This is a genomic window from Bifidobacterium sp. B4079, assembly GCF_026537385.1.
In the GTDB taxonomy this organism is placed as follows: domain Bacteria; phylum Actinomycetota; class Actinomycetes; order Actinomycetales; family Bifidobacteriaceae; genus Bombiscardovia; species Bombiscardovia asteroides_I.
Genome location: NZ_JAFNMH010000001.1, coordinates 1 through 24,598 on the forward strand (window position 1 = coordinate 1; position 24,598 = coordinate 24,598).

At 60.6% G+C, this 24,598-nt stretch carries 19 protein-coding genes and 4 tRNA genes; 16 read left to right on the plus strand and 7 right to left on the minus strand.

Going from position 1 to position 24,598, the window contains the following annotated elements; genetic code table 11:
- Window positions 1–139: 139 nt before the first annotated feature.
- From J3T95_RS00005 to galE, 3 genes are all read right to left on the minus strand, one after another.
- Window positions 140–215 (minus strand) — tRNA-Phe (locus J3T95_RS00005).
- Window positions 216–262: 47 nt separating this feature from the next.
- Window positions 263–336: transfer RNA gene (locus J3T95_RS00010), tRNA-Asp, on the minus strand.
- A 72-nt stretch (window positions 337–408) separates the two neighbouring features.
- The gene (galE, locus tag J3T95_RS00015) at window positions 409–1,419 is read right to left on the minus strand and encodes a UDP-glucose 4-epimerase GalE (RefSeq protein WP_267430192.1); all 1,011 of its coding nucleotides are present in this window, start codon (window positions 1,417–1,419) and stop codon (window positions 409–411) included.
- 149 nt (window positions 1,420–1,568) lie between these two features.
- Here galE and trmB point away from each other — a divergent pair, with 149 nt between their 5' ends.
- The 4 genes from trmB to J3T95_RS00035 all read left to right on the plus strand — a co-directional run bounded on the left by trmB (window position 1,569) and on the right by J3T95_RS00035 (window position 6,556).
- Window positions 1,569–2,381: a tRNA (guanosine(46)-N7)-methyltransferase TrmB gene (trmB, locus tag J3T95_RS00020; RefSeq protein ID WP_267449973.1), complete on the plus strand. Its 813-nt coding sequence runs from the start codon at window positions 1,569–1,571 to the stop codon at window positions 2,379–2,381.
- A gap of 66 nt (window positions 2,382–2,447) precedes the next feature.
- Entirely contained in the window at window positions 2,448–4,469 is a 2,022-nt protein-coding gene (locus J3T95_RS00025; protein ID WP_267449974.1) for an elongation factor G, read from the plus strand.
- A gap of 110 nt (window positions 4,470–4,579) precedes the next feature.
- Complete coding sequence (locus J3T95_RS00030) at window positions 4,580–4,966, plus strand: VOC family protein (protein ID WP_267449975.1); 387 nt, start codon at window positions 4,580–4,582, stop codon at window positions 4,964–4,966.
- Window positions 4,967–5,032: 66 nt separating this feature from the next.
- Complete coding sequence (locus J3T95_RS00035) at window positions 5,033–6,556, plus strand: xylulokinase (RefSeq protein ID WP_442863935.1); 1,524 nt, start codon at window positions 5,033–5,035, stop codon at window positions 6,554–6,556.
- Between the two features lie 307 nt (window positions 6,557–6,863).
- Here J3T95_RS00035 and J3T95_RS00040 read toward each other — a convergent pair.
- Both J3T95_RS00040 and J3T95_RS00045 read right to left on the minus strand, forming a co-directional pair.
- Window positions 6,864–6,935, minus strand: a tRNA-Glu gene (locus tag J3T95_RS00040).
- A gap of 60 nt (window positions 6,936–6,995) precedes the next feature.
- Window positions 6,996–7,889: a glycosyltransferase gene (locus J3T95_RS00045; RefSeq protein ID WP_220236196.1), complete on the minus strand. Its 894-nt coding sequence runs from the start codon at window positions 7,887–7,889 to the stop codon at window positions 6,996–6,998.
- Between the two features lie 90 nt (window positions 7,890–7,979).
- On the opposite strand from J3T95_RS00045, the gene J3T95_RS00050 reads away from it, so the two are divergent.
- From J3T95_RS00050 to J3T95_RS00095, 10 genes are all read left to right on the plus strand, one after another.
- Window positions 7,980–9,419 (plus strand): AI-2E family transporter, encoded by a 1,440-nt coding sequence (locus J3T95_RS00050; protein WP_267444135.1) that lies wholly within the window; start codon window positions 7,980–7,982, stop codon window positions 9,417–9,419.
- On the plus strand, window positions 9,419–10,645 hold the full coding sequence (locus J3T95_RS00055; protein WP_267449977.1) for a glycosyltransferase family 2 protein: 1,227 nt from the start codon (window positions 9,419–9,421) through the stop codon (window positions 10,643–10,645). Before J3T95_RS00050 ends, J3T95_RS00055 begins: the two co-directional genes overlap by 1 nt.
- 53 nt (window positions 10,646–10,698) lie before the next feature.
- The gene (locus J3T95_RS00060) at window positions 10,699–11,544 is read left to right on the plus strand and encodes an ABC transporter ATP-binding protein (RefSeq protein WP_267449978.1); all 846 of its coding nucleotides are present in this window, start codon (window positions 10,699–10,701) and stop codon (window positions 11,542–11,544) included.
- Window positions 11,541–13,172 carry a hypothetical protein gene (locus J3T95_RS00065; RefSeq protein ID WP_267449979.1) on the plus strand — a complete coding sequence of 544 codons (1,632 nt, stop codon included), beginning with the start codon at window positions 11,541–11,543 and terminating at the stop codon, window positions 13,170–13,172. The genes J3T95_RS00060 and J3T95_RS00065 overlap by 4 nt, the downstream gene beginning before the upstream one ends.
- An 86-nt stretch (window positions 13,173–13,258) precedes the next feature.
- Complete coding sequence (dacB, locus tag J3T95_RS00070; RefSeq protein ID WP_267449980.1) at window positions 13,259–14,707, plus strand: D-alanyl-D-alanine carboxypeptidase/D-alanyl-D-alanine endopeptidase; 1,449 nt, start codon at window positions 13,259–13,261, stop codon at window positions 14,705–14,707.
- A gap of 19 nt (window positions 14,708–14,726) precedes the next feature.
- Window positions 14,727–15,836 carry a tRNA lysidine(34) synthetase TilS gene (tilS, locus tag J3T95_RS00075; RefSeq protein WP_220236190.1) on the plus strand — a complete coding sequence of 370 codons (1,110 nt, stop codon included), beginning with the start codon at window positions 14,727–14,729 and terminating at the stop codon, window positions 15,834–15,836.
- The gene (gene hpt / locus J3T95_RS00080; protein WP_110425672.1) at window positions 15,823–16,425 is read left to right on the plus strand and encodes a hypoxanthine phosphoribosyltransferase; all 603 of its coding nucleotides are present in this window, start codon (window positions 15,823–15,825) and stop codon (window positions 16,423–16,425) included. Before tilS ends, hpt begins: the two co-directional genes overlap by 14 nt.
- Window positions 16,422–18,536, plus strand: coding sequence for an ATP-dependent zinc metalloprotease FtsH (gene ftsH, locus J3T95_RS00085; RefSeq protein WP_267430205.1), 2,115 nt, complete (start codon window positions 16,422–16,424; stop codon window positions 18,534–18,536). The genes hpt and ftsH overlap by 4 nt, the downstream gene beginning before the upstream one ends.
- An 83-nt stretch (window positions 18,537–18,619) precedes the next feature.
- On the plus strand, window positions 18,620–19,702 hold the full coding sequence (locus J3T95_RS00090; protein WP_267399532.1) for a dihydroneopterin aldolase: 1,083 nt from the start codon (window positions 18,620–18,622) through the stop codon (window positions 19,700–19,702).
- On the plus strand, window positions 19,699–20,286 hold the full coding sequence (locus tag J3T95_RS00095; RefSeq protein ID WP_267449981.1) for a DUF3180 domain-containing protein: 588 nt from the start codon (window positions 19,699–19,701) through the stop codon (window positions 20,284–20,286). The genes J3T95_RS00090 and J3T95_RS00095 overlap by 4 nt, the downstream gene beginning before the upstream one ends.
- A 73-nt stretch (window positions 20,287–20,359) precedes the next feature.
- On the opposite strand, the gene J3T95_RS00100 is transcribed toward J3T95_RS00095, so the two are convergent.
- Window positions 20,360–21,274, minus strand: coding sequence for an acyl-CoA thioesterase (locus J3T95_RS00100; RefSeq protein WP_267449982.1), 915 nt, complete (start codon window positions 21,272–21,274; stop codon window positions 20,360–20,362).
- A 39-nt stretch (window positions 21,275–21,313) separates the two neighbouring features.
- Entirely contained in the window at window positions 21,314–22,990 is a 1,677-nt protein-coding gene (gene ettA, locus J3T95_RS00105) for an energy-dependent translational throttle protein EttA (RefSeq protein WP_220236185.1), read from the minus strand.
- Between the two features lie 301 nt (window positions 22,991–23,291).
- On the opposite strand from ettA, the gene J3T95_RS00110 reads away from it, so the two are divergent.
- Together J3T95_RS00110 and J3T95_RS00115 are read left to right on the plus strand one after the other, a co-directional pair.
- Entirely contained in the window at window positions 23,292–23,939 is a 648-nt protein-coding gene (locus tag J3T95_RS00110; RefSeq protein WP_267430209.1) for an ECF transporter S component, read from the plus strand.
- 85 nt (window positions 23,940–24,024) lie between these two features.
- Window positions 24,025–24,101: transfer RNA gene (locus tag J3T95_RS00115), tRNA-Ile, on the plus strand.
- Window positions 24,102–24,598 lie beyond the last annotated feature (497 nt).

Here is a 24,598-nt window from a genome sequence, read left to right on the forward strand (position 1 = left end):
CCCGACCTATTAACAACCACCCAACACGCTTACAGCCACAAGGCCAAACCCCCAACATAAACAACGCGTTTAGTTCCTATAGCCCATGAAATATCAATTAAGCCCCTAGATTCCTTAAGAATCTCAGGGGCTTAATGGCTGGTGGCTCCGAGCGGGATCGAACCGTTGACCTAGCGATTTTCAGTCGCTCGCTCTACCAACTGAGCTACAGAGCCATGAACAGTCGAAAAGACCCGGAAAAACCGGGTCAGACCGTTCCCAGCGACTCCGGCCGGACTTGAACCGGTGACCTCCGCCGTGACAGGGCGGCGCTCTAACCAACTGAGCTACGGAGCCGAGGCTGCTTGAACAGCCAAGAGGAAAGTTTACATGAGCGCCGGGGGAATGCAAGCCCCGGCGCGTCGCTGCCTAGTCCTGCTGCTGCCAGCCATCGGTGTCGATGTGGTGGGCAGGGTTGGCCTGCCAGGCCTTCCAGGCCGATTCGACAATCTCTTCGACGCCGTACTTGGCATGCCAGCCCATCTCGGTGTTGATCCGGGTGGGGTCGCCGATCAGGTGCGGCGGGTCGCCGGCACGGCGGGGCTTGATGGCCTCGGTGAAGGGCAGACCTGTCACTTTCTTGACTTCTTCCACGATTTGGCGAACGGATGTGCCCTGGCCGGTGCCCACGTTGAAGGCGTCATAGCGGCGCTGGTCGCGGTCCAGGTAGTCCAGGGCGGCGATGTGGGCGTCGGCCAGGTCGGAGACGTGGATGTAGTCGCGCACGCAGGTGCCGTCGGGGGTGGGGTAGTCGTCGCCGAAGATGGCGGGTGCCTTGCCCTGCCGCAGCCTGTCGAAGAGCATGGGAATCAGGTTGAGGACAGCCGGGTCCTCCAGACTGACCGGTCCGCAGCCGGCCACGTTGAAGTAGCGCAGGGCGCAGAAGCGGATGCCGTAAGGCTGCTCGCAGGCCCGGGCCATCCACTCGCCGACCAGCTTGGTCTGGCCGTAGGGGTTGATGGGGACCATGGGCTGCACATCCTCGGGGACCACGTCGACCGGAGGCTCGCCGTAGGTTGCTGCCGAGCTGGAGAAGACCAGCTTCTTGGCATCGGTCTTTGCCATGGCCGACAGGACGTTGATCATACCGTTCAGGTTCTGCCGGTAGTACCAGATGGGCTTCTCCACCGACTCGCCCACCTGCTTGCGGGCTGCGAAGTGGATGACCGAGTCGACCCTGTTCTCCTTGATGATCTCAGCCAGACGCTGGTCGGCCCCCGGTGCGGCCACGTCGGCGCCGTAGAGACGGGCATCGCCGATCCGGCTGGGCTTGCCATAACTCAGGTCATCGACCACGACGACCTCCTTGCCGGCCTCCTGCAGGGCGTGGACCACATGGGCGCCGATGTATCCGCAGCCGCCTGTAACCAAAACTGACATCTGTATGCCTTTCCTGTCGAAAACCGGACGAAAGGGCTTGTTCGGTTTTGCAATCTTTTGTTGTTTTTTGTTCTAGATTGAGTATATCACGGGCACATGTGACTCCTGTGCCCGCTTGTATCCGCTTTCTAGGATATATATGAGCTGTGATGAGTGCAGAAAGACAGAGCAAGGCCCCCATGAGGTCCATCGTCTCCTATGTGAGGCGGTCCGAGAAGCTGAACGACCGGCTGGCGAGGGCTTGGGCTCGGTATTCTTCCAAATACCTGCTCGATTTGGGCCAGGCTGAGGGTTCGTTGACGGTTGCGGAGAATCTGCGTTGTGATGCAGCAATGATCAGGTCGGTCTGGGGACGGGATGCGCCGCTGATCGTCGAGATCGGATCGGGCCAGGGGGAGAACGTCGTGGCCAGCGCCCGGGAGCACCCCGATCGGAATTACCTGGCCCTGGAGGTCTATCAGCCGGGGTTGGCCCATACCATGCTGATGGCTGGTAAATCCGACCTGGATAATCTGCGTCTTGCCCAGGTCAACGCACCGGACCTTCTGGCCCGGATGGATCCTGGGCTGATCAAGGAAGTCTGGACCTTCTTTCCCGACCCCTGGCCCAAAATGAAGCACCACAAGCGTCGTCTGGTCCAGCCGGCTCTGGCTGGCGATCTGGCGAAGTGCTTGGTGCCAGGCGGCATCTGGCGAATCGCAACCGACATCGAGGATTACGCCCTGCACGTGCATGAGGTGATGGATGGCAATCCAAAATTCAGAAACCTGGGCACTCTGCGAGTCAGTCTGCCCACCCAGCATGTCGGCAAGGGGACGGCTGATCAGGCCGAATCCCTGCCTCATGCCATGTTCATGGAGTCGGGGCGGTTCGACGGCAGAATCATAACCAACTTCGAGCGCAAGGGGATCCAGGCCGGCCGGGTCATTCACGACATGACTTATCAGGTTTCGGCAGGCTGACTATAGAGTCGCGCACAAATAGGATATGTGTCTGGTCCTTGGAGGTATGAAGCGAGGGAGGCCCCGATGGTCAAGAGGATAGTGGCGGGAATGCTGGCACATGTCGATGCCGGCAAGACCACGCTCTCGGAGGCCATGCTCTATCGGGGAGGGGGAATTCGCCGTCTGGGCAGGGTGGACCATGGCGATGCCTATCTGGACACCTACGAATTGGAGCGGCAGCGGGGCATCACCATCTTCTCCAAACCAGCCCGGCTGGCCTATCGCGATGTTGATCTGACCCTCATCGATACACCCGGCCATGTGGATTTCTCAGCCGAGATGGAGCGGGTCCTGTCAGTCTTGGATTATGCCCTTCTGGTCGTCGATGCAACTGCTGGGTTGGAAGGGTATGTCGATACGCTCTGGCGGCTTCTGGCACGCTATGGGGTACCCACCTTCATTTTCGTCAACAAGTTGGATGCCCCTGGATCTGATGCCACACGCATCCTTGAAAGCTGCAAGCAGCGCTGGTCCCCGGGCTGCTTCGATTTGAGCAGTGGACTCGAGCATGGCGATATGGAGGATGTGGCCCTGCTCGACGAGGATGTTATGGATGAGTACCTCAAGACCGAGGGCATATCGGATGAGAGCCTGGCACGGCTGGTCGCCGACCGCCGTCTCTTCCCCTGTTTCCTAGGGTCTGCCCTGCGCCTGGACGGGGTCGACGCCCTCCTGGAGGGGCTGGAACGGTACACCCTTTCCCCTGTGTACGGCAAAAAGTTCGGCGCAAGAGTGTTTAAGGTATCGCATGATGACAAGGGTGCCAGGTTGACCTGGCTGAAGGTGACTGGTGGCGATCTGCCGGTCAAATCTTCTTTGGCCACCGAACTCAGCCATGGAGATGAAGGCTGCAAACAATCGGGTCCTATTGAGGAGACGTATGGGGCAGCCGCCGACCTGAGGAAGAACGGGCACGTTGAGACCCTGGAGACGGTTGATCAGCTTCGTGTCTATTCGGGAGCTTCCTATACGTTGACGGACTGCGCCCAGGCCGGAAGGATAGTGGCGGCGACAGGTCTTGACCTGACACGTCCGGGTCAGGGGCTTGGGTTCGAGCAGAAGGACCTGACTCCTGTGCTGGAGCCGGTGCTGTCCTATGCAGTGGAGGCTGAGGGGGCGGACCCGCACCACTTGCTGAGCGCCTTGCGCATTCTGGAGGATGAAGATCCCCTCCTGCATGTGGCTTGGCAGGAACGGCTCCAGGAGATCCACCTGCGTATCATGGGCCAGGTTCAGTTGGAGGTGATTCAGGGGGAGCTGGATCGACGGTTCGGCATGCAGGTCTCCTTCAGCCAGGGCGGGATCTTATACAGGGAGACCATCGCGGCACCAATTGAAGGGGTTGGGCATTTTGAGCCCCTCCGACATTATGCCGAAGTGCACCTGCTCATGGAGCCCACGGAGCCGGGCAGCGGTCTCAGTTTTGCGTCGACCTGCAGCCTGGACCGCCTCGACGGGAACTGGCAGCGGCTCATCATGACCCATCTGGCCGAGAAGGAGCATCTGGGGGTTCTGACGGGATCGCCCATCACTGATATGCGCATCACCCTGCTGGACGGCCGCGGGCATATCAAGCACACCGAAGGCGGGGACTTCCGCCAGGCCACCTACCGGGCCGTCCGACAGGGGCTGATGAAAGCCAGCAATATCCTGCTGGAGCCCTGGTACCATTTCAGGCTCGCCCTTCCACAGGAGAATCTGGGCAGGGCCATGTCGGACATCTACCGGATGAGGGGCAGCTTCTCGGGTCCGCAGACAGACGGGGATAGTGTCGAACTGGAGGGGGATGCTCCGGTATCACAGATGCGTGATTATGCCATCGAAGTCAGCACCTACACTCATGGACGTGGACATTTGGCCTGTTTCTTCAACGGGTATCGTACCTGCCGGGACCAGGATGCCGTTGTGGATTCCATCGGGTACGATCCCGAGTCCGACCTGGAGAACACCGCTGATTCGGTCTTCTGCGCCCACGGAGCAGGATACCCGGTCAAATGGAACAAGGTGGAGGACTTCATGCATTTGCCCGGCGGCCAGTACAGCTGAAACACAGCTTTGAGATTTGCGCTTGACCATCCCCGGCATCGAGCGGTAGGGGAAAGATCATTCTGGGCGATCTGCCATTGTTGGTTGATGATCCACATAGAATTACGGACATGATTGATCATCTGACGCTGAAGGTTCGGGACATCCAGGCCTCCATCGATTTCTATAGCAAAGCCCTGGCTCCGTTGGGGTACGTGGCCAAGGCCCACCATGAGCCCACCATTGGATTCGGTGCAGAGGATGATGGGGCCCACTCGGACTTTTATCTGACGCCGCGCGGGGACAAGACTGGCTCGCCGGTGACCCACATAGCCTTCAGGGCCGCTGATGCTGCAACTGTGGATGCCTTCTACCGGGAGGCGCTCGCTGCCGGTGGCCGCGACAATGGTGCTCCAGGGCTGCGGGATTATCATGCCAGGTACTATTCGGCCTTCGTCTTGGATCCGGACGGGAACAATGTCGAAGCAGTGGTGGACTGGTCAGGGGTCCAGGGGTGACTGCGTCAGTCCACATACGAGATCATGTCGGCATCTGGGCGGCTGGGAAAGCCTAGGATGACCGGTATGACCTATACAGCCGCATTTGACGTGGGGACCACGCAGGTCAAGGCCGTTCTTGTGGATGACCAGGGTTCCGCCAGGGTGTGCGCGTCCAGCGGCCTTCTGCCGATTGACGCGGGTGACGGGCGTCTCGAACAGAATCCTGAGGATTGGCTGCAGGTCTTTATCGAGGTGTCACGTGACCTTTTGGCCAGAGCCGGTCGGAGCATCGAGCACTTCAAGAGCGACCAGATAACCGGTATCATCATGAGCGGGCAGATGCAGGACCTGATTGCTCTGGATGCGCAGGGACAACCCGTCGGGCCAGCAATCCTATACGCGGACGGCAGAGCCGAGGAAGAGTCTGCCGAGCTGGCTGAAGCTTACGGGGCTGAGTCCTTCCGCGCTCGAGTGGGGAACCCGTGCGATGGGTCCCTGCCTGTAGCCAAGCTGATATGGATGTCCAGACATCAGCCAGACCGGTATACGCAGGTCCGCCATGTGCTCATCGATGCCAAGGATTATCTGATTTGGTGGTTGACCGGTGTCTACTGCGGCGATGTGACGGCCTGTTCGACGGCAGGTGCCATGGATCTGCGCTCGCGGACGTGGAGAAGGGACATCCTGGATGCATCGGGCGTGGATGCCGCAATCTTCCCGGAGCTCTATTGGCCATGGGAGAGCGTTGGCGCCAGTAGGCCGGGCGCATCCGCTGCCGCGGGGTTTGCTCCGGGAACCACAGTCTATGCGGGAATGGGGGATGCTGGGGCATCCACCTTGGCCGGCGGGGTATTCCATCCTGGTCAGTTCAATATCAACCTGGGCACGTCCGGGTGGATCGCCACAGTGACAGACCGGGCTGTAGCTGACCGCCCTGGAATGGTCAATCTGGCCTATCTGAACACTGACAGCATCATCAATACGGTGCCTTTCCTCAATGCCGGCAATGTGCATGCTTGGGCTGCCGGGGTCTTTGCAGGGGGCAGCCCGACCGAGGCCGACGACGACCACTATCGGCGCATGGGGCACTTGCTGGAATCCAGTCCAGCAGGAGCGCGCGGTGTGATTTGCCTGCCCTATCTGGTGGGGGAGCGCTTCCCGATGATGAATCCTTCGATTCGTGGAGCGTATGTCGGCATTTCTTCCGAGACTGCGGCAAGCGACCTTGCCCGAGCGGCGCTGGAGGGCGTGTCCTATTCGATTCGCCAGGGGCTTGACCTGCTGGGCACGCCTATCGAACGTGTCACCCTGATTGGTGGCGGCACCCATGAGCCCCTGTGGTGCCGGATGCTGGCGGATATCCTTGACGCGCCCATTCGGGTGCTTGATAATGCCCACCTCATGCCAGCAGCGGCCTTGGCTGAGCTGGTCTCTGTCGGCAAACAGACAGGCTCGTCTTCCCGGCCCGATCTGCAGGCCTTGGAAAAGATGGTGGAAGCGAACCTTGTTGGACGGGTCTATGCACCCGATGACGCAAACCGCCAAGTGTATGATGACGGTTACAACCGGTTCCGACGGTTATATCCGGTTTTGGATTCCCTCCGGTAAGCGCCCATCAGTTGCAGTCATCGCTCATGGCTGGCCAGGACGATTCGGGCTGGCCTAATGATGGCAACAGGTTTGGTTGCTTATGCATGCTCGTAGACTGCACCACGCAAAGCTGCAGAAATTCAAACAAGCAAGTCGTCGTTTTGATAGGGAATTTCTGTCGGAGCCGATTATTTATAAGCGTGTACTATGAGTACGCGCTATCTTAGCCTGATATGACCAGAAACAGCCCGATTCTGTTTTTGCGCTGAATCTTGTCCGAATCTGCTGAGCGGCGGTATCCGGCATTTTTCAACCCTGTGACTTGTACCCCCGGAGAGAGTCGAACTCTCGCTGTCAGATTGAAAGTCTGGTGTCCTAACCGTTAGACGACGGGGGCGAACGTGCCCATGATACCCGCACCCTATGGACCAGGCAAGCCTGGTGTGCCGTCCGGTGGTCAGTGGTCCTCCTGGTCCAGCTCCTGGTCGCGCCGGTGGAAGAGCTCCATCTGTTCGCGGATCCAGACACGTTCCGCAGGGTTGATGTCGGCGGATTCCAAGTACTTCTGGTAGACGGGGTAGAAGGCTCGCAGGATCGGGTAGATGGCGTAGAGGGTGTGCTCGGGCTTCTGCTCCCGGGTGTGCTGAGGGTGGGCGTCGAAGGTGTTTTTGAAGCGCTGCATGTAGTGGCGGAAGGATGTGAAAGAGGTGTCCATCCGGCGGGCGCTGATGCCCACATTCATGTCCTTGCAATAGACCGTCTTGAACCCCTGGTCGATCAAATGCAAAGAGATATCGACATCTTCGTGCATGATGTCCTCCTTGTCCCTGCAGACCTGGTTGCGTATGGCCCGCCAGGCCGTGGCGCGCAGGGCCATATTGGAACCGTATAGCAGGTATTGCCCGTCGTCCGCCCGGTAGATGGCCCGGCGAATGGTGTTGTCGCCCTTGAGCCCGATCCGCTTGCCCGGCATGTCGTAATAAGCCACTGGCCCGGTGGCGCCCATGGCCTTGGGGTCCCGGGTGAAGATGCCGGAGACCACTTCGACCCAGTTGGGACGAAGCATGCAGTCGGCATCGATCCGGCCCAACACGTCGCCGGTGGCCCGGTCAAGTCCGTAATTGCGGGTGGGGATCAACCCCTGCTCGCTGTCCTGGCGGAGGAGCTTGACATGCTGGTCAGGGTGCTGATCGATGAATTTTTCGACGATGGAGGCCGTTGCGTCCGTGGAGCGGTTGTCGACTACCAGCACCTCCTTGGGTGCCTGGCTCTGCCTGGTGGCGTTCAGGAGGCAGTCTTCAATGCGTTCTTCCTCATTCCAGGCGGGTATGACTATGGAAACGGTCAACATACCTCTCAGGATACGTGTGCCCGGATACACCGTCGGCTCAACCTGCGTCCCATTGCCTGCCATGTCAGCCATCTTGGGATAATGGAACATATGGCCAACGAGCAAAAGCAGCGCTTCGATTTCGCGACGGTCTTCCCGCCCAAGGGGGATCCGCGCCGACCTCCGGAATGGTTCGGCCGCGCCCTTCTCTACGTGGTCATAGCCGTCTTCCTGGCCTGGTTCGCCTACTCCTCCTGGTGGAAGATCGAATTCCTGGTGCTGGATGTGGTGATCGCCATCTTCGTTTCCCTGGCCATGGAGCCCCTGGTGCTCAGGCTGGTCAGGCATGGCTGGCGGCGGGGAGCGGCCTCGGCGGTCACCCTGATAGGCCTGATCATTATTGTGATCGTCCTCCTGGGCATGTTCGGCAATCTGCTGGTCCAGCAGGTCATCGGCATGGCCAACGGCTTGCCGGCCCTCTATGAGCAGGTGGCGGAATTCATCGCCAGCCGCACCCCCTGGCACCTGCCGGCCATGCAGGATCTGGGCGGGGAGATCGTCAAGAACATTCAGACATCCTGGGTGACCGACTTCGCTGGGCAGGCCTTGACCACCACCGTGGGGCTGGCGGGGTCCTTCATCAATATCATGACCGTTCTGCTGGTCATCTACTACATCTCCGCTGCAGGCCCCAAGCTGCGCCGCAGCCTCTGCCAGTGGCTGGCCCCCAGGAGCCAGCGCCGCTTCCTCTTCGTCTGGACTATCGCCCAGGACCAAATCTCCAGCTTCCTGTTCAGCAGGACCATCCTGGCGCTTATCTCTGCAGCCTGCATGTCGGTCTTCCTGGTCATCCTCAAAGTGCCCTATTGGCTGCCGTTGGCCCTCTTCTGCGGGCTGGTGTCCCAGTTCGTGCCTACTATCGGCACCTACATAGGCGGGGCCGTTCCCATTGTGGTGGCCTGGGGGAGCCGCGGACTGCTGGTGGCTGTTATTGTGCTGGTCTACATCATCATCTACCAGCAGATCGAAAACATGATCCTGGCCCCAAAGATCTCCCAGCGGACCATGGACCTCAACCCGGCCATCGCCTTCCTGTCCGTACTGGCGCTGGGCGCGGTCTTCGGCGCCCTTGGCGCTTTCCTGGCTCTGCCTCTGGCGGCCAGCTTCCAGGCCATCTTCTCGGCTTCGGTCAAGCATTACGAGCTGATTGACTCCCCGCTCATGCAGGATCCCAAGCCTGTCGGCAAGTCCAAGGTGGTTGAGGGCGTCGAGGCCTTCAACGAGCACGTGGTCCAGCCGGTGGCCAGCCACGTGGGCAGCCGGTCCGCCAAGGGGACCAGTGCCAGGGTTCGAGTGGACGACCCTGTCATGACCATTGCCAGCCAGCTCTACCCGACATCCTCACCGACGGCCAAGGACCTGGACGAGTCAGCCACGGTGCCCATACCCAAGTCCGCCTCGGCCCCAGTAAGGCACAGGCCGCTCAGGGGTACCGAGACCGGGGACGATGCCCCCGAGGGGGAGGACAACCCCCGCAAGGAGTGGCGCTGATGGCTCTGCTCAAAGTATTGGACGTACTGATGGTGCTGCTGGGCGGGGTGGGCATCGTCTACCAGGCCATCTGCATCGTCATCTCCTTCGTCTCCAAGCCGGTGGTCTTTCCCGATGCTCCCTTCGACAAGCGGTTCGCCGTCCTTATTTCCGCTCGCAACGAGGAGCAGGTGGTTGGTCATCTGATCAACTCCATCAAGGAGCAGACCTATCCATTCTCCATGGTCGACATATGGCTGGTGGCTGACAACTGCACTGACAACACCGCTGGGCTGGCCAGATCCCTGGGCTGCCACGTGGTCGAGCGGCAGGACCCGGACCGGGTGGGCAAGGGCTACGCTCTGACCTTCCTGCTGGAGCAGATACTCGATCGGGGTCTTGACTCCCGCTACGACGCCTACTTCGTCTTCGACGCGGACAACATCCTGGACCGTCATTACATAGAAGAGATGAACAAGGCCTTCCAGTCCGGCTTCCGCATACTGACCAGTTACCGGAACTCGGTCAACTTCTCGGACAACTGGGTCTCTTCGGGCTCGGCCCTATGGTTCATCCGCGAATCCCGGTTCCTCAACACCTCAAGGATGGTCATCGGCTCCAGCTGCCATGTGGGCGGCACCGGATTCATGTTCTCCAGGGAGGTCATGGAGCGCAACAACGGCTGGAAGTTCCACCTGCTGACCGAGGACCTGGAGTTCACCATGGATTCGGTTCTGCATGGCGAGCGCATCGGCTATTGCGGGACCGCTATCCTCTATGACGAGCAGCCGGTCACCTTCAAGCAGAGCTGGCGGCAGCGGCTGCGCTGGAGCAAGGGCTTCCTTCAGGTCTTCCGATACTACGGGCCTGCCTTGATCTCCCGGGCCTTTCGTGAACGCGACTTCTCTGCCGTGGATCTGACCATCCTGATCTGTCCCCTGACGGTCTTGGGCCTGGTTCGATGCTTCTTCGGCCTGCTCTTCCCGGCTCTGGGCTTCGTGACCTGGACCAGTCAGGTGACCAGCCTGATCGATGGCATAGCGGCTGGGATTTTGGGCATCCTGGCCATGATGGGCCTGGCTGCCCTGACCGTGCTGGCCGAGCGGGGCAAGATCGGCGCATCCAACAAGGAGCTTTTTGCTTACTGCCTGAGCTTCCCCATCTTCATGCTCAGCTACGTGCCCATCTCCTTCCAGGCCATTTTTGCCAATCCGGGATGGAAGCCCATCGAGCATTCAGGGCATTAAGGACAGTAGTCCCTCAATCGACAGCGAAGTGGGGATAGGCTAGACTTAAGGCCATGTCCGACGAAGCGCAAGCAACCAGCATGATCGCCCAGACGGCAGTGGTCCCTCCGCCAGATCCGCAGGCAGCGGTTTCTATCCGCGCCTTGGTCAAATGCTATCAGGGTCGGCCTGCTGTCAACGCCCTCTCTCTGGACATTCCCAAGGGGTCCTTTTACGGGATAGTCGGCCCCAATGGTGCAGGGAAGACCACTACGCTGAACATGATGACCGGACTTCTGGTGCCCGACTCCGGCAATGTGATGCTCCTGGGCAGGGACGTATGGTCGGACGTGGACACGGCCAAGCGCATCATCGGCGTCATGCCCCAGAGCGATCAGATCTTCGACAGGCTGACGGGTCTACAACTGCTGGTTTACTCGGGCATGCTTCGACGGATGCCGCGCGGTGAGGCGCTGGGCCGGTCCAGGGACCTGCTTGACGCCTTCGATCTGACTGATGCTGGCGGCAAGCGGGTCTGTGATTATTCGTCGGGCATGCTCAAGAAGATCTGCCTGGCAACAGCCATGATTCATTCCCCTAGGCTTCTGGTGCTGGATGAGCCCTTCGAATCAGTTGACCCGGTCTCTAGCGCCAATCTCAAAGACATCCTTGCCGAGTATGTCGATACCGGAGGAACAGTGGTCATTTCCTCGCATGTCATGGCCCTGGTGGAGCGGATGTGCACCCATGTGGCCATCATCAACCATGGTCTGGTTCGGGCAGACGGCACGGTGGCCCAGGTCGCTGCCGGCGAGGATCTGGAGGATCGCTTCCTGGAGCTTGTCGGCGGCCGTCACCAGGCTAAAAGAATCGCCTGGCTGAACGGCTCCGGGTCCGAGGAGGGCCAGGAGACGGAATGAACGCGGCATTCACCATCATCGCCATGCGCTGGTCCATTACCTGGGGAACCATCAAGCACTCCTCCTGGCAGATGGTAGGCGCCATCATCAGCCTGCTCATGATCATAGGCATCTGCCTGGCCTCGTGGCAGGCTGCGCTGTCGTTGGGAGGCTGGATGCTCAGTGCCGGTCTGGACGATCAGCGGCGTATGGGAACCGTATTGGTCCTGTTCCTGGTCGGGCTGACTCTGGGTGTAATCCTGATTCAACTGGCTTTTCTGGGCCAGGGGTCGATCTTGAGCCCTTCGCGATTCGTCCTTTACGGGATTCCTGACGTCCAGCTGCAGGTGGGGCTCTACCTGGCCGGGCTGGCCGGGCCTGCGGGATTGACTGGTATTATCTGCTTCCTGGCTCTGACGGCCATCTATGTCCGCATGGGTGTCGGAGCCGCGATCGTGGCTTTGATCGCAGCCCTGCTGGCTGTCATGGTGATGCTGGCCTTGGCCCGGGCCGTTTTGGACCTGGTCGGTACCCTGATGGCCTCCCGGCGCACCCGATCCGGGCTCTATCTGCTGGTCACCATGGTAAGCATGCTTTTGTGCACGCTGCCCTCTCTGCTGGGCAGCGGGATTATGGATGGCACGGCAGTCGACTTTGATTCCCTGAAGTCCGTGGCCGACATACTGGCTTGGACGCCACTAGGCGCCGCTGTCCGCCTGCCGGAGGATTTCCTCTCGGGATCATGGTGGGCTCTGGTCGGACGTCTGTGCATGGAGCTGGCCACCCTGGCTCTCTGCTTCATGATCGGCATGCTGTGCCTGCGTCATGACCGTTTGCATGCTGGGGCGAGTGCCGAACGGTCAGCTGCCCCCAGGGGGCTGGGGATGCTGGGCCGGTCCCGGGACGTTGTGGATGCCATGGCCGCGCGATTGCTGATCTATCTTCGTCAGGACCCCCGCAAGCTTATTAGCTATCCGATTCTGCTGGTTGTGGTGATTCTGTACGCGGTGATCTTCCGCCAGATGCCCATGATGCTATGGTTGGGACCGGCTTTGGGCGCCCTGGTGCTGGAGATTCCCGAGGGCAACGCCTTGGCCTACGATGGGCTCGCCCTGCACATGGAGATAGCGGCGGGAGTGAAGGGTCGCGAGGACCGGTTGTCCCGTGTCCGCAGCCATTTGAGCGTGGCTATGCCCTGCATGCTCCTGCTTGGGCTGGTGACTTTGGTATTGTCCGGGGCGATGAAGGGCGGCCGAGATCTGATCATCTCCCTGGATCTGTTTGTTGCGACCTTAGGATTGCTCCTGTCAGGGCTGGGAGTTGCCCAGGTCTTCTCGGCCCTGCTGATTTATCCGGTACCCGCTATGGACCGGCCCTTTACCTCACCGCAAGGACGTGCTGTCGCCCAAGGCTTCCTGCCGATGCTGCAGTTGCTGGCTAGCCTGGTGATCATGCTGCCCACCTTCTTGGTGGCATTGCCGGTTATGACCAGGGGCGGGATTCTTCCGCTCTGGCTGCCCGTGCCGGTCGCACTGGCGAACGGTCTGATTGTGCTTGCCATAGGGGTCGCTTTAGGGTCCCGGATCTTCGATCGCCGACAGTCGGCCATTCTGCTGACTCTGGATCGATATGCCGCTCTGCAGTCCTGAGACAGCGACAGGACCAGTACTAGGCTAGTTGGATGATGCCGACCGAGCCGAACTCGGTTGGCGAACACAAGTCCGGGAGTGAGCAATTGGGTGACAGACATCAGCTGCGCATAACACGCCGTCGTCGGATCAAGCGACGTTGGCGGGTGGTCCTGGCCATGCTTGTGGCTGTCGTGCTCGTCGTCGGCTATGCATCCATGGACTTGGCCGACCTGGTACCCGGACCGCTGACCTTGGCCAAGACCAGTCATTCTTCGGTTTCTCCTGCGGTCATGATGGGCGAACCGCCCCTGGTCGCAGACAAGCCTGGGTCCGCAGTGGATGCCGGCCAGGTCCAGCAATTAGTCAACACTTTCGCCGGCACACCGGGTCTGGGCACTGCATACTCGTTGGTCGTGCGACAGGCTGATGGACGGGTGCTTGCCCAGAAGAACGCCGATCAGGCGCGTCAGCCGGCCTCCACCATGAAGACCTTGACTGCAGCTGCAGCCGCCTCCGTTCTGGATATGTCCTCCCAACTGGACACTGAGGCGGTTCTGAATCCCTCTGCCTCTTCGCAGGCGACGCTGACCCTGCGCGGTCACGGCGATATGCTTCTGGGGATCGGCAAGGACGATCCCCTGCACGTCAATGGCCGAGCCGGCCTGGGGACCCTGGCCGAGAAGACGGCTCAGGCTCTGCACCAGCAGGGGATTGGCCGGGTGACCCTGGCCTACCAGGACACGCTCTTCGGCGACGATCGGGTGCCGAAGGGGATCGAAGCGAACAATGCTGATGGAATCTACTTCCAGGAGCCCGTCGCTATGGCCGTGGATGAGGCCAGGCAGGGACGGACCGAGCCTGTCTCCCATCCGGACGCGGGCGGGGTCTATCTGCCCAGAGTCCAAAACCCGGCGGGTGCTGCCGCAGCAGTTTTTGCCAGTCGCCTGATGGAGTCCGGGATCCAGGTGGACAATGCTCAGGGGCCATATCGGACCGACCATGCCCAAGGCAAGGTTCTGGCCAGTATCCGCTCGGCACGGCTCAGCGAAATCATGTCGCTGATGCTGCGCAACTCCGACAACAGTTTGGCCGAGCTTTTCGGCCGTCTGACCGCCTTGTCCCTGGACATGCCCAACAGCCCGGCCGGAGCTGTGAAAGCCGTGACCAGCACGCTGAACAAGCTGGGCGTAGATACCGCAGGCCTCAACATGGCCGACTGCTCGGGGCTGACCCCTGGCTCCAGTCTAAAGGTGGGTACCTTGGCGGACGTTCAGCAGCTGGCCCTGTCCGAGAAGGGGCTGACCCCTCTGGTCAAGGGTCTGTCAGTGGTGGGGCTGACCGGCACGGCAGCCAGGCGCAAAATAGACAATCAGGCTGACGGGCTGATCCGGGTCAAGACCGGCACCCTGGACCATGTGACTTCATTGGCGGGCAATGTGATTCGACGCTCAGGCGGTGTTTTGGTCTTTGCCGTGGTCGTCAACGATCCCGAGGATGTGGCTGCTGCCCGGCATGCTGTGGACACCCTGGTCGGATCCCTGGATCGGCTCTGAGCGGGAAGCAGCCAGGACCATGGTCTATTCGGCAGAGATGAAAAAAGCGGTGGGGCTCCTGCGTTCAACCCTGGACCGGGAGGGCCTGGGCCTGCAGGATAGGCGGTTCGCCCATCACGGGGTGCACAGGCCCGATCCGGATGCCCCACTGATTCTGGTGGCCTGCTCGGGAGGCCGGGATTCCTTGGCCCTGGCCTATGTGGCCCACCTGGTGGCTGATATGACCGGGTTGCGGTGCGGCGCCCTGCTGATCGATCATGGTCTGGTGCCTGATTCGGATCGGATCGCCGAACGCGCGGCTGGAACCTGCCGGGAGCTGGGATTGGATCCGGTCCGCGTCACCAGAGTGGATGTGCCTGTTACTACGGCTGGTCTTGAGGCTGACGCCCGTGCAGCCCGCTACCGGGCCCTCTCTGGGCAGGCCCTCAAGTTTGGCGCCAGGGCCGTCCTTCTGGCGCACACCCGTGACGATCAGGCCGAAACGGTGCTGATTGGCCTGATTCGCTCCCAGGGGTTGGAGGCCATCACCGGCATGGCCCGGCGTGTAGAGCGTGGAGGAATGCGCTACCTGCGCCCATTCTTGGACCTGGATCGAAAGGACACTACGGCCATTTGCCGCCAGAAAGGGATTCACTGGTGGGACGACCCCACCAACGGTGATGATCAGCCGGACGGCTCCACGCTTCCCGAGACGCTGCCGCTGCGCTCGCGGATCCGCCATGACCTGCTGCCAGCCTTGAATCGCTTCGCTGGCCGGGACATGGTTCGCCGTCTGGCACTGGGCGCGGATATGGCCCGTCTTGATCAGGATTACCTGGACACCCAGGTGGATGGGCTGTGCCAGCGGCTAGTCGCCCGCCCTGACTTGGACCAGAGAGCCAAGGGGGTGCTGGCCTGCTTGGATGCCCACGGATTGGCCGACTGTCACCCGGCTCTGCGCACCCGCCTGCTGGCCCAGGTGCTGACCAAGCTGCGCATACGGTTCACGGCCGTGCAGGTCCGGGCCCTGGATGATCTGGTCTGCCGATGGCACGGCCAGCAGGGCCCTCGCTTTCCCAGCTCCCATACAGCAATCCGTAAGGGTCAAGTCATTCTCATATGCAATGATGGAGACCATGCGCATCGCTGATATTCAATCCCATATCGACCATGAACTGGTGTCCAAGGAACGGATAGAGGAGCTGATCAACCGGACGGCCGAGCAGATCAGCCGGGATTACCAGGGTAAGAACCCGATCATGCTGGCCGTGCTCAAGGGGGCTTTCAATACGCTTGCCGCCCTCTCGCAGGCCGTCACCATACCGGTGCAGATCGAGTTCATGAGCATTTCCAGCTATCCGGCCGGCAAGACCAGCGTTTCCAAGGGGGACCTGGACATCAGGATGGATCTGGATTGCGATGTGCGCGGACGGCATATTCTGATCGTTGAGGATATTATCGATTCCGGCTACACCTTGCACTGGCTGGTTGAGCATCTCAAGGAGCGAGGAGCTGCATCGGTGGAGATCTTCACCCTGCTGGACAAGACCTCGCGGCACGAGGTCGAGGTGGATGTCAAGTATCCAGGATTCGCCATACCCGACGAATTCGTTGTGGGCTTCGGACTGGATTACGACGAGCAGTACCGTAATCTTGACTCGATAGCCGTACTCAGGTCCGAGGAATACATGGACCCGACCCAGGAACAGGATCATCAGGATCAGGGGGAGCAGTCATGAGCTACTCGCAGGGACCGCAGCAGGGTCCGCCCAATAGAGGCAGGGATAACGGGGACAAGGGCAACAACCCCTTCAACTTCAACTTGGGCAACAACGGATCCGGCCCCAACGGGGGCAACCGTTCCTTCTGGCGTTCCCCCTGGCTCTGGGGGATTCTGGCCGTGGTCATCATCCTGGCCATCTTCGGCTTCTTCAGCAGCCAGAACGGCGCCCAGACCATCGACACCCAGGATGGCCTAGAGCTGCTGAACGACCGCAGCAGCATGGTCAAGAAGGCCGAGATCACCGAGAAGATGCAGGTCGTCGAGCTCAAGCTCAACAGCGACTTCGTCAAGGATGTACCCGGCTTCCGCGGCAACCGCAGCTCCAAGAACTTCGGCAAGGACGTGCAGTTCTACTATGTGGAGGCCCAGGGGGAGCAGGTGGTCAAAGCCGTCGAGAAGGCCAAGCCCGCCGAGGGGTACAACTCAGTGGTGCCGCAGACCAGCATGATGAGCTACCTGATCTCTTCCATCCTGCCCATGCTGATCATTCTGGGGGTCTTCTGGTTCTTGCTCTCACGCATGTCCTCGGCGGCAGGCGGCGGCATGTTCGGCATGGGCGGCAAGAAGAACTCCGCCCGGCTCAACGACGGGCAGACCCCTAAGACCAAGTTCTCGGATGTGGCCGGCGAGGAGGCCGCTGTCCAGGAGGTCGAGGAGATCAAGGAGTTCCTCAAGGATCCCTCCAAGTACAAGGCCTTGGGTGCCCGCATACCCCGTGGCGTCCTGCTCTATGGTCCCCCTGGAACCGGCAAGACCCTGCTGGCCAGGGCCATCGCCGGCGAGGCCAGCGTACCCTTCTACTCCATGGCAGGCTCCGACTTCGTCGAGATGTTCGTCGGTCTGGGCGCCTCCCGAGTGCGTGACCTGTTCGACGAGGCCAAGAAGAATGCGCCGGCCATCATCTTCATCGATGAGATCGATGCAGTGGGCGGCAAGCGCGGCTCCGGAATGAGCGGCGGTCACGATGAGCGTGAGCAGACTCTGAATCAGCTGCTGGTCGAGATGGACGGCTTCGACAACGATACGAACCTGATCATCATTGCAGCCACCAACCGTCCAGACATCCTGGATCCGGCCTTGCTCAGGCCCGGCCGGTTCGATCGTCAGGTGGCCGTGGAGGCCCCAGACCTGGAAGGCCGCGAGGCCATCCTCAAGGTCCACGCCAAGGGCAAGCCCTTTGTGCCGGATGTGGACCTGCACACTGTGGCCGTGCGCACGCCCGGCTTCACCGGCGCCGACCTGGCCAACGTGCTCAATGAGGCGGCTCTGCTGACTGCGCGTTCCAACGCCCAGCTGATTGACAACCGGGCCATCGACGAGGCCATTGACCGTGTGCTGAGCGGACCTCGGCGGCGGACCAAGGGCATGGCCCTGGCCGAAATGCGCAACACCGCCTATCACGAGGGCGGCCACGCTATGGTTGCTGCGGCCCTGCACCACACCGATCCGGTCACCAAGGTGACTATTCTGCCGCGTGGACGGGCCTTGGGCTACACTGCGGTCATGCCTACCACAGACCGCTACTCGCAGTCCCGCAACGAACTGCTGGACCAGATGGCCTACGCTATGGGCGGTCGCGTGGCAGAGGAGGTGGTCTTCCACGACCCGACCACAGGCGCTTCCAACGACATCGAAAAGGCCACCAGCATCGCCCGGCAGATGGTCCTGCAGTATGGGTTCTCATCCAAGTTGGGAGCCATCAAGTGGGCTGACGAGAATGACCAGGATTCCGGGCTTGATGCCCTGAAGCCCCACAACTATTCGGAGAAAACCGCAGAGGCCATCGATCAGGAAGTTCACAATCTTATCGAGACGGCCCACCAAGAGGCCTGGCAGATCATCACCGAGAACCGTGACGTGCTGGACGAGCTCGTTCGACAGCTGCTGGTCAAAGAGACTCTGAACAAGGACGAATTGGCTGCGGTCTTCGCTGGCTTGCGCAAGGCTCCGGAGCGTCAGCTCTGGCTGTCTGCGCCGGATCGGCCGGACTCTGAGCAGCCACCCGTGGAGATTCCTGAGGAGCTCAGGCGCAGCGTGAATGGTTCGTCCGCAACGGACCAGCACTGAATTCTGGATCGGCTCGGTGTCCTGCATATGGTCCCGAGGGTGTGCGGCAGTAAATGTTCTAAGGCAAGGGAGGAGCATACATCATGGATTCCATCCGTTTGAGCTCCATCAAGGTCGCACCCCTGCATGGTCAGCAGAAGCCTGGGTTCGGCTACCAGGTCGATGCCGTCCTCTACCTGGATTTGAGTGAGGCAGGCAGGCTCAACGACGGCACTCAAACAGTGGACTATGTGCAGATTGTCCGCCGGATCGTCAACCTGATCCAAAACGAGTCGCCTGATGAGATTCTGGAATCCCTGACTGCCAAGGTGGCTGATGCCATCCTGCTCTCCCACCAGATACGCCGCACCCGGGTTACGGTCACCCGTCTGGGCGCCGACCAGGGAACAGGGGTCGATTTTCAGGTGGGCGTCACCTTGGAGCGTGCGGCCGACGATCAGGTGGAAGGCAACCCGGCCAGCATGGAATCTGGACGAGTTAGCGGCGGGGGGAATGCAGCTCTAGGGCATCCCTCATTCCTGCTGTCTGGTCAGGCCGATTCTGGCCATGCGGCGCAGGCCCGGCTGCGTCACCCCTTGACCTCCTCTACAGAGAACAGTCTGTCCTCGGGTCCGGAGAATGATAACGAAGCTTTCAGCCGGCCGACTGTTGAAAGAGCCAAGCCGCAGGGCCTTCCGATGCGTGATGTAATTGCGCTGGAGGGAGCATCGGGAACAGATCGGTTGGCCATGCTTCGTGCTCTTGCAGCTCTGGACGGGATCCCCGGCAGTCAGTTGGTCGGCATCTCGCCTCTATATGCCTACCGGGATGATCAGGGGGATCAGCGTCTGTCGGCTGTGGTTATCCTGCAGACGCCGCTGAATCTGGAGGAGCTGCAGTCGGCTCTAGACATGGTGGCCGCTCCTATCAGGCAGATGGGCGGCTTGGATGCCGATGTGGTGGAGGTGGAGACTCTGGATGGTTCTGTTCTGTCTTCCCAGGACCGTCCGCCTCTGCTGACCGCTGATGCTCCAGCGCGCGTTTTGATTCCCTGGGCCTATTTGGAGCCTGAACACTGCCTGCTTGGTGCTGGCGGATCCTGTCTGGCCAGCCTGGCCAACCGTGCTCCTGACCGTGATCGCATCAGTCTGGTCTCGGAGGACTGGATTCTGGACGGTCTGTCATGAGGGCCCGCCGCACACCGCTCGTGCACTACCTGGTCGCCCTGATCCTTGGGCTGATTGGAGGTGCCGGCATCTCGGAACTGGGCATGTCCACCAGGACGGACCTCATGGGGGTTCCCTGGCTGGTCAGCGTATTGCTCTTCCTGCTTGGGGTGGCCATCCTGATCATGGCCTTCCAGGTGCATCGCTACGCCAGGGGAGACCGCAAGGAGATGGATTTGCGTTTCGCGGTCAATGTGCTGATCATGAGCAAGGCCTTGGGCGTTGCCTGTGCTGCTCTGTTGGGCTGGTATGGCAGTCAGGCTCTGATCAGCATGGGCCATGCAGGCGCGCCCTATTACACACGGGTCATGCAGGAGTGCCTGGTAGCATCCCTGGTCTGTCTTATCGATGTGGTAGCCGGGGCCGTGGGGGAGTGGCTCTGTCAACTGCCGCCGAATGACGGACCTGAGAATACCGACCCGCGAAAATCCTCACAAAGACCCATGGCCGATGCAGCCGATACTGTTGACAGGGCGGAGACAAAGGCCGATGCCAGTGAGAATCATGATGATCAGCGTCCAAGGCCGTCGCCAAGAAATTCCTGAAGACGGTCGGTCGTTGCCGACCATGCTGCTAACCCTGTGCTTTTTGAAAAATACGCGATGACCTGGTGGCCGTTCAGTCTTTAGGCACCCTGATCATGGCCTCCTGAACCATGAAGGCAGCTAGGTCACCCTGGCGGTTGTAGACCTTGGCCATGCATAGGTTGCGTCCGTGGTCGGCTACTGGGGACTCCTGAATAAAGCAGTGCCAGTCGCAGGGATTCAGGTCCTGATACCACCACATGGCATGGTCGATGGAGGCGAAGGAAATCCCTGGGGTAGTCATGCTCAGCCCGGCACGGCGCAGGGCAGGCTCCATCATGATCTGATCGCATTCCATGGCCAGCAGCGCTCGGCGCATCAGCGGGTCCAAGTCGGCTCTTCCCTGGGTGCGGCTCCAAACGGCCTGACGACCCCTGTCGTCGTTCTTGGAATCCCCGGGTACTGCGTCATCTGCATCATCCAACAGGACCGTGCCGCCAACATGACGCATGTCGAAGGGGCTCCGATGGGCGTAGTAGTCCGCGAAGGGGGACTTGTCGGCATAGGGTTCCATCAGCTCTCGTGAACCAGGCAGGTCCTCCGGATCAGGCAGCCCCGTCGGCATGGGGTCGTCATAGCGGACGCCCTCCTGGCCGACCTGCTGATAGGAGAGCAGGGCGTTTAGGAGGGTCCGTTCCCCCTGGTGCAGGTCAACTCGTCGGGAGGAGAAGGAACGGCCGTCACGGATGGTCTCCACTTCCGCCTGAACGTCCTGATTCAGGAGTCCGGTGCGCAGGTAATAGGCGTGCATCGAGTGAGGTAGTCGGCCCTGGGGCGCGGTCCGCCCGCCGGCCATGATGGCCTGACCCAGCAGCTGGCCCCCATAGAGGCGTCCCGTGGGAAAGTCCAACGATTTTCCAAGGAAACGGGAACGGCCATCGGCGGGCTGCTGCTTCTGCAGGTTCAGCCCAGCGATGGCCTGGGCCAGTGCTTCATCCTCGGTGCTCATGCTTCTCCTTGGCCTTCGATTCCCAGTGGCGTATTTCGTTCAGCGAGTCAGCTTGCGGTGGATGCGGTGGGGCCTGGAGGCCTCCTCGCCCAGACGCTTGACCTTGTTCTCCTGGTAGGCCTGGAAGTTGCCCTCGAACCAATACCAGGAGGCCGGATTCTCGTCCGTGCCCTCCCAGGCCAGGATATGGGTGGCGATACGGTCCAAGAACCAGCGGTCGTGGGAGATGACCACAGCGCAGCCGGGAAAGGCCAGCAGGGCGTTTTCCAGACTTTCCAGGGTCTCCACGTCCAGATCGTTGGTGGGCTCGTCCAGCAGGAGAAGGTTGCCGCCCTGCTTGAGGGTGAGTGCCAGATTCAGCCTGTTGCGCTCTCCGCCGGAAAGGACTCCGGCCGGCTTCTGCTGATCCGAGCCCTTGAAGCCGAAGGAGGCTACGTAGGCGCGGGTGGGCACCTCAACGCCTCCGACCTCGATGAAGTCCAGCCCCCCGGAGACTACCTCCCAGAGGTTCTTGTTGGGGTCGATGCCCTCGCGGTTCTGATCCACGTAGGAAATCTTGACCGTGTCGCCGACCTCCAAGGAGCCCGATGTCAGCGGCTCCAGTCCCACGATGGTCTTGAAGAGCGTGGACTTGCCCACTCCATTGGGGCCGATGACGCCCACAATGCCGTTTCGAGGCAGAGTGAAGCTCAGATCGTCGATCAGGACACGGTCGCCAAAGGCCTTGTGGATGTGCTCAGCCTCCAGCACCTTGGAGCCCAGACGAGGACCCGGCGGAATCTGGATCTCGGAGAAGTCCAGCTTCTTGTTGTTCCGGGCCTCGTTCTCCATCTGCTCGTAGCGCTCCAGGCGGGCTTTGTTCTTGGCCTGCCGGGCTTTGGGGGAGGAGCGGACCCACTCCAGTTCGGTATTGAGCCGCTTGGCCAGCTTGGCATCCTTCTGTCCTTGGACTTCTAGACGCTTGGCTTTGGTCTCCAAATAGGTGGAGTAGTTGCCCTGGTAAGGGTAGAGGTGGCCACGGTCCACCTCGCAGATCCATTCGGCCACATTGTCAAGGAAGTACCGGTCGTGGGTCACGGCTAGGACGGCGCCCTTGTAGGTGTGCAGATACTGTTCCAGCCAGAGGATGGATTCGGCGTCCAAGTGGTTGGTGGGCTCGTCGAGCAGCAGTAGATCGGGGGCTTCCAGCAACAGCCGGCATAAAGCCACCCGGCGGCGTTCGCCTCCCGAGATGACCGAGACCGGGGTGTCCGGGTCGGGGCACTGCAGAGCATCCATGGCCTGGTCCAGCTGGGAGTCAAGGTCCCAGCCGTTGGCGGCATCAATTTGCTCCTGAAGCTGGCCCATCTCGGTCATGAGAGCGTCGTAATCAGCGTTGGGGTCGGCCATCTGCTCGCCGATCTGGTTGAAGCGGTCCACCTTGCTCATGATGTCGCCGAAGGCCATGCGAATGTTCTCGCCCACGGTCTTGTTCTCGTCCAGAGGCGGTTCCTGCTGCAGGATGCCTACCGTATAGCCGGGGGTGAGCTGAGCCTCGCCGTTGCTGACCGTGTCCAGGCCGGCCATGATCCGCAGCAGGGTGGACTTGCCCATGCCGTTGGGGCCCACCACGCCAATCTTGGCGCCGGGCAGGAAACTCAGGGTCACGTCGTCGAGGATGACGCGGTCGCCGAAGGACTTGCGCGCCTTGATCATCTGATAAATGAATTCGGCCAAGAAGCTACCTCACAGAACCATGAAAAGCCAATGCAAACTGTATTCATGGTAGTGGGAACTTCTGACTTATGCGCCGGGCTGATAGGCAGGGCCAGGCAGACGTATGGCCGCCTATAGGCAGGATCTATGGCCAGACCCTGGTCCCGCGCTCACAGTCGGGGTAGCCTTGAGTGGACGTTCCCGCCCGGCATGCGCAGGTCAAGGAACGCTGCGATCCGGCCTGTCTGCAGCACGACCGGGCGTTTTGCTGTGTGCATGAATCAGGAAGACCGGTCGATGTGCCGGCGGATCGGAGTTGACTATGACGACGCGAACAAGCGTTGGAGACAAAAGAGCACAGCGTGCGGGCCATGCCCTTGCTTGGAAGCCGCTGGATATCGCTGTTGGCGCTGGTCTGGGCGCGGTTGCCGGACTGATCTACTGGGCCGCCAGTCTGCTGGCCTCCTGGATATTTCCGCTGATGACCGCTCTTCTGCCGGGCATGGCAGCCCTTTTGCACGGCATTTTCTACTTTCCTTGCACGCTGTCTCTGCTGATAATCCGCAAACCCGGGGCCGCGGTCTACGTGGGGATCATCAGCGTACTGGTGGAGATCCTGCCAGGCAACGCCTACACTGGGCCCATGATTTTCGTGCAGGCCCTCTTGGAGGCCCTTTGCGCCGAGCTTGCTTTCGGTATCTTTCGCTATCGGCGCTGGAGCCTGGGAACCACTCTGTTGGGCGGACTGCTGATCGCTCTGGTCTACAACGCCTTCCTCTTGGCCTTCTATTACCAGGGCGTCGCCTTCCTCAGCCCCCGCGGGCTGGTCGGCACGGCATGCGAGATCATCAGCGGTCTGTTCTTCGCTGGACTGGTCAGCTGGCTGCTCTTCAAGGCCATTGTCAGGACCGGAGCCTTGGATCGCCTGGCTTCCGGGCATGATTTGCATGTCGCCCGATCAGGTATCTGAGGGCTGGCGCAGTCGCAGTCCGACACAACCGGGAGGCGGTATGAGTCCTGGCATTTGCTAGGATGGAACAGCTGCTTGTCGGCTTGGGGCCTTAGCTCAGTCGGTTAGAGCAAACGACTCATAATCGTTCGGTCCAGGGTTCAAGCCCCTGAGGCCCCACCACCAAGCAACCCCCCGAAACCGGTCGGGTTCCAGGGGGTTGCGTCAACGGCCGAATCCAGGCCATGACGTTTTTCTTCGTCCAATGACAATCTGGTGTCTTCAGATGCTTGTCTTTGCAGCTCGAGGGTTTTGTATCCCGAACTTTCTTGATAGTCTTAGGAGAAGGACAAGCCCCGAATCTTGTCGGGGCCGTCCTCTCGTCGCCTAGCTCTAGCATCCACGATTCACCGATGCAATAGTACGGCTTCACATGAAAGCCGGGGGAAAAGAGCTAGGCGCGTTTTCAAATCGGATCATGGAGCACTTGTGAATGGACATCCATCCTTCAGTGCCAGCAGGCTGATATGCATACACAACCTGGGCTTAAGCGTGTCGCACTGATCCGGAAACGATTCCGCAGAACCGCTAAGTATGTGAATAGAGAATAGAAAAGAGTACGGGACGCGCTCGAGTTGGAGCCGTCAACATATGCCAGGAAACTATACGCATATACATCT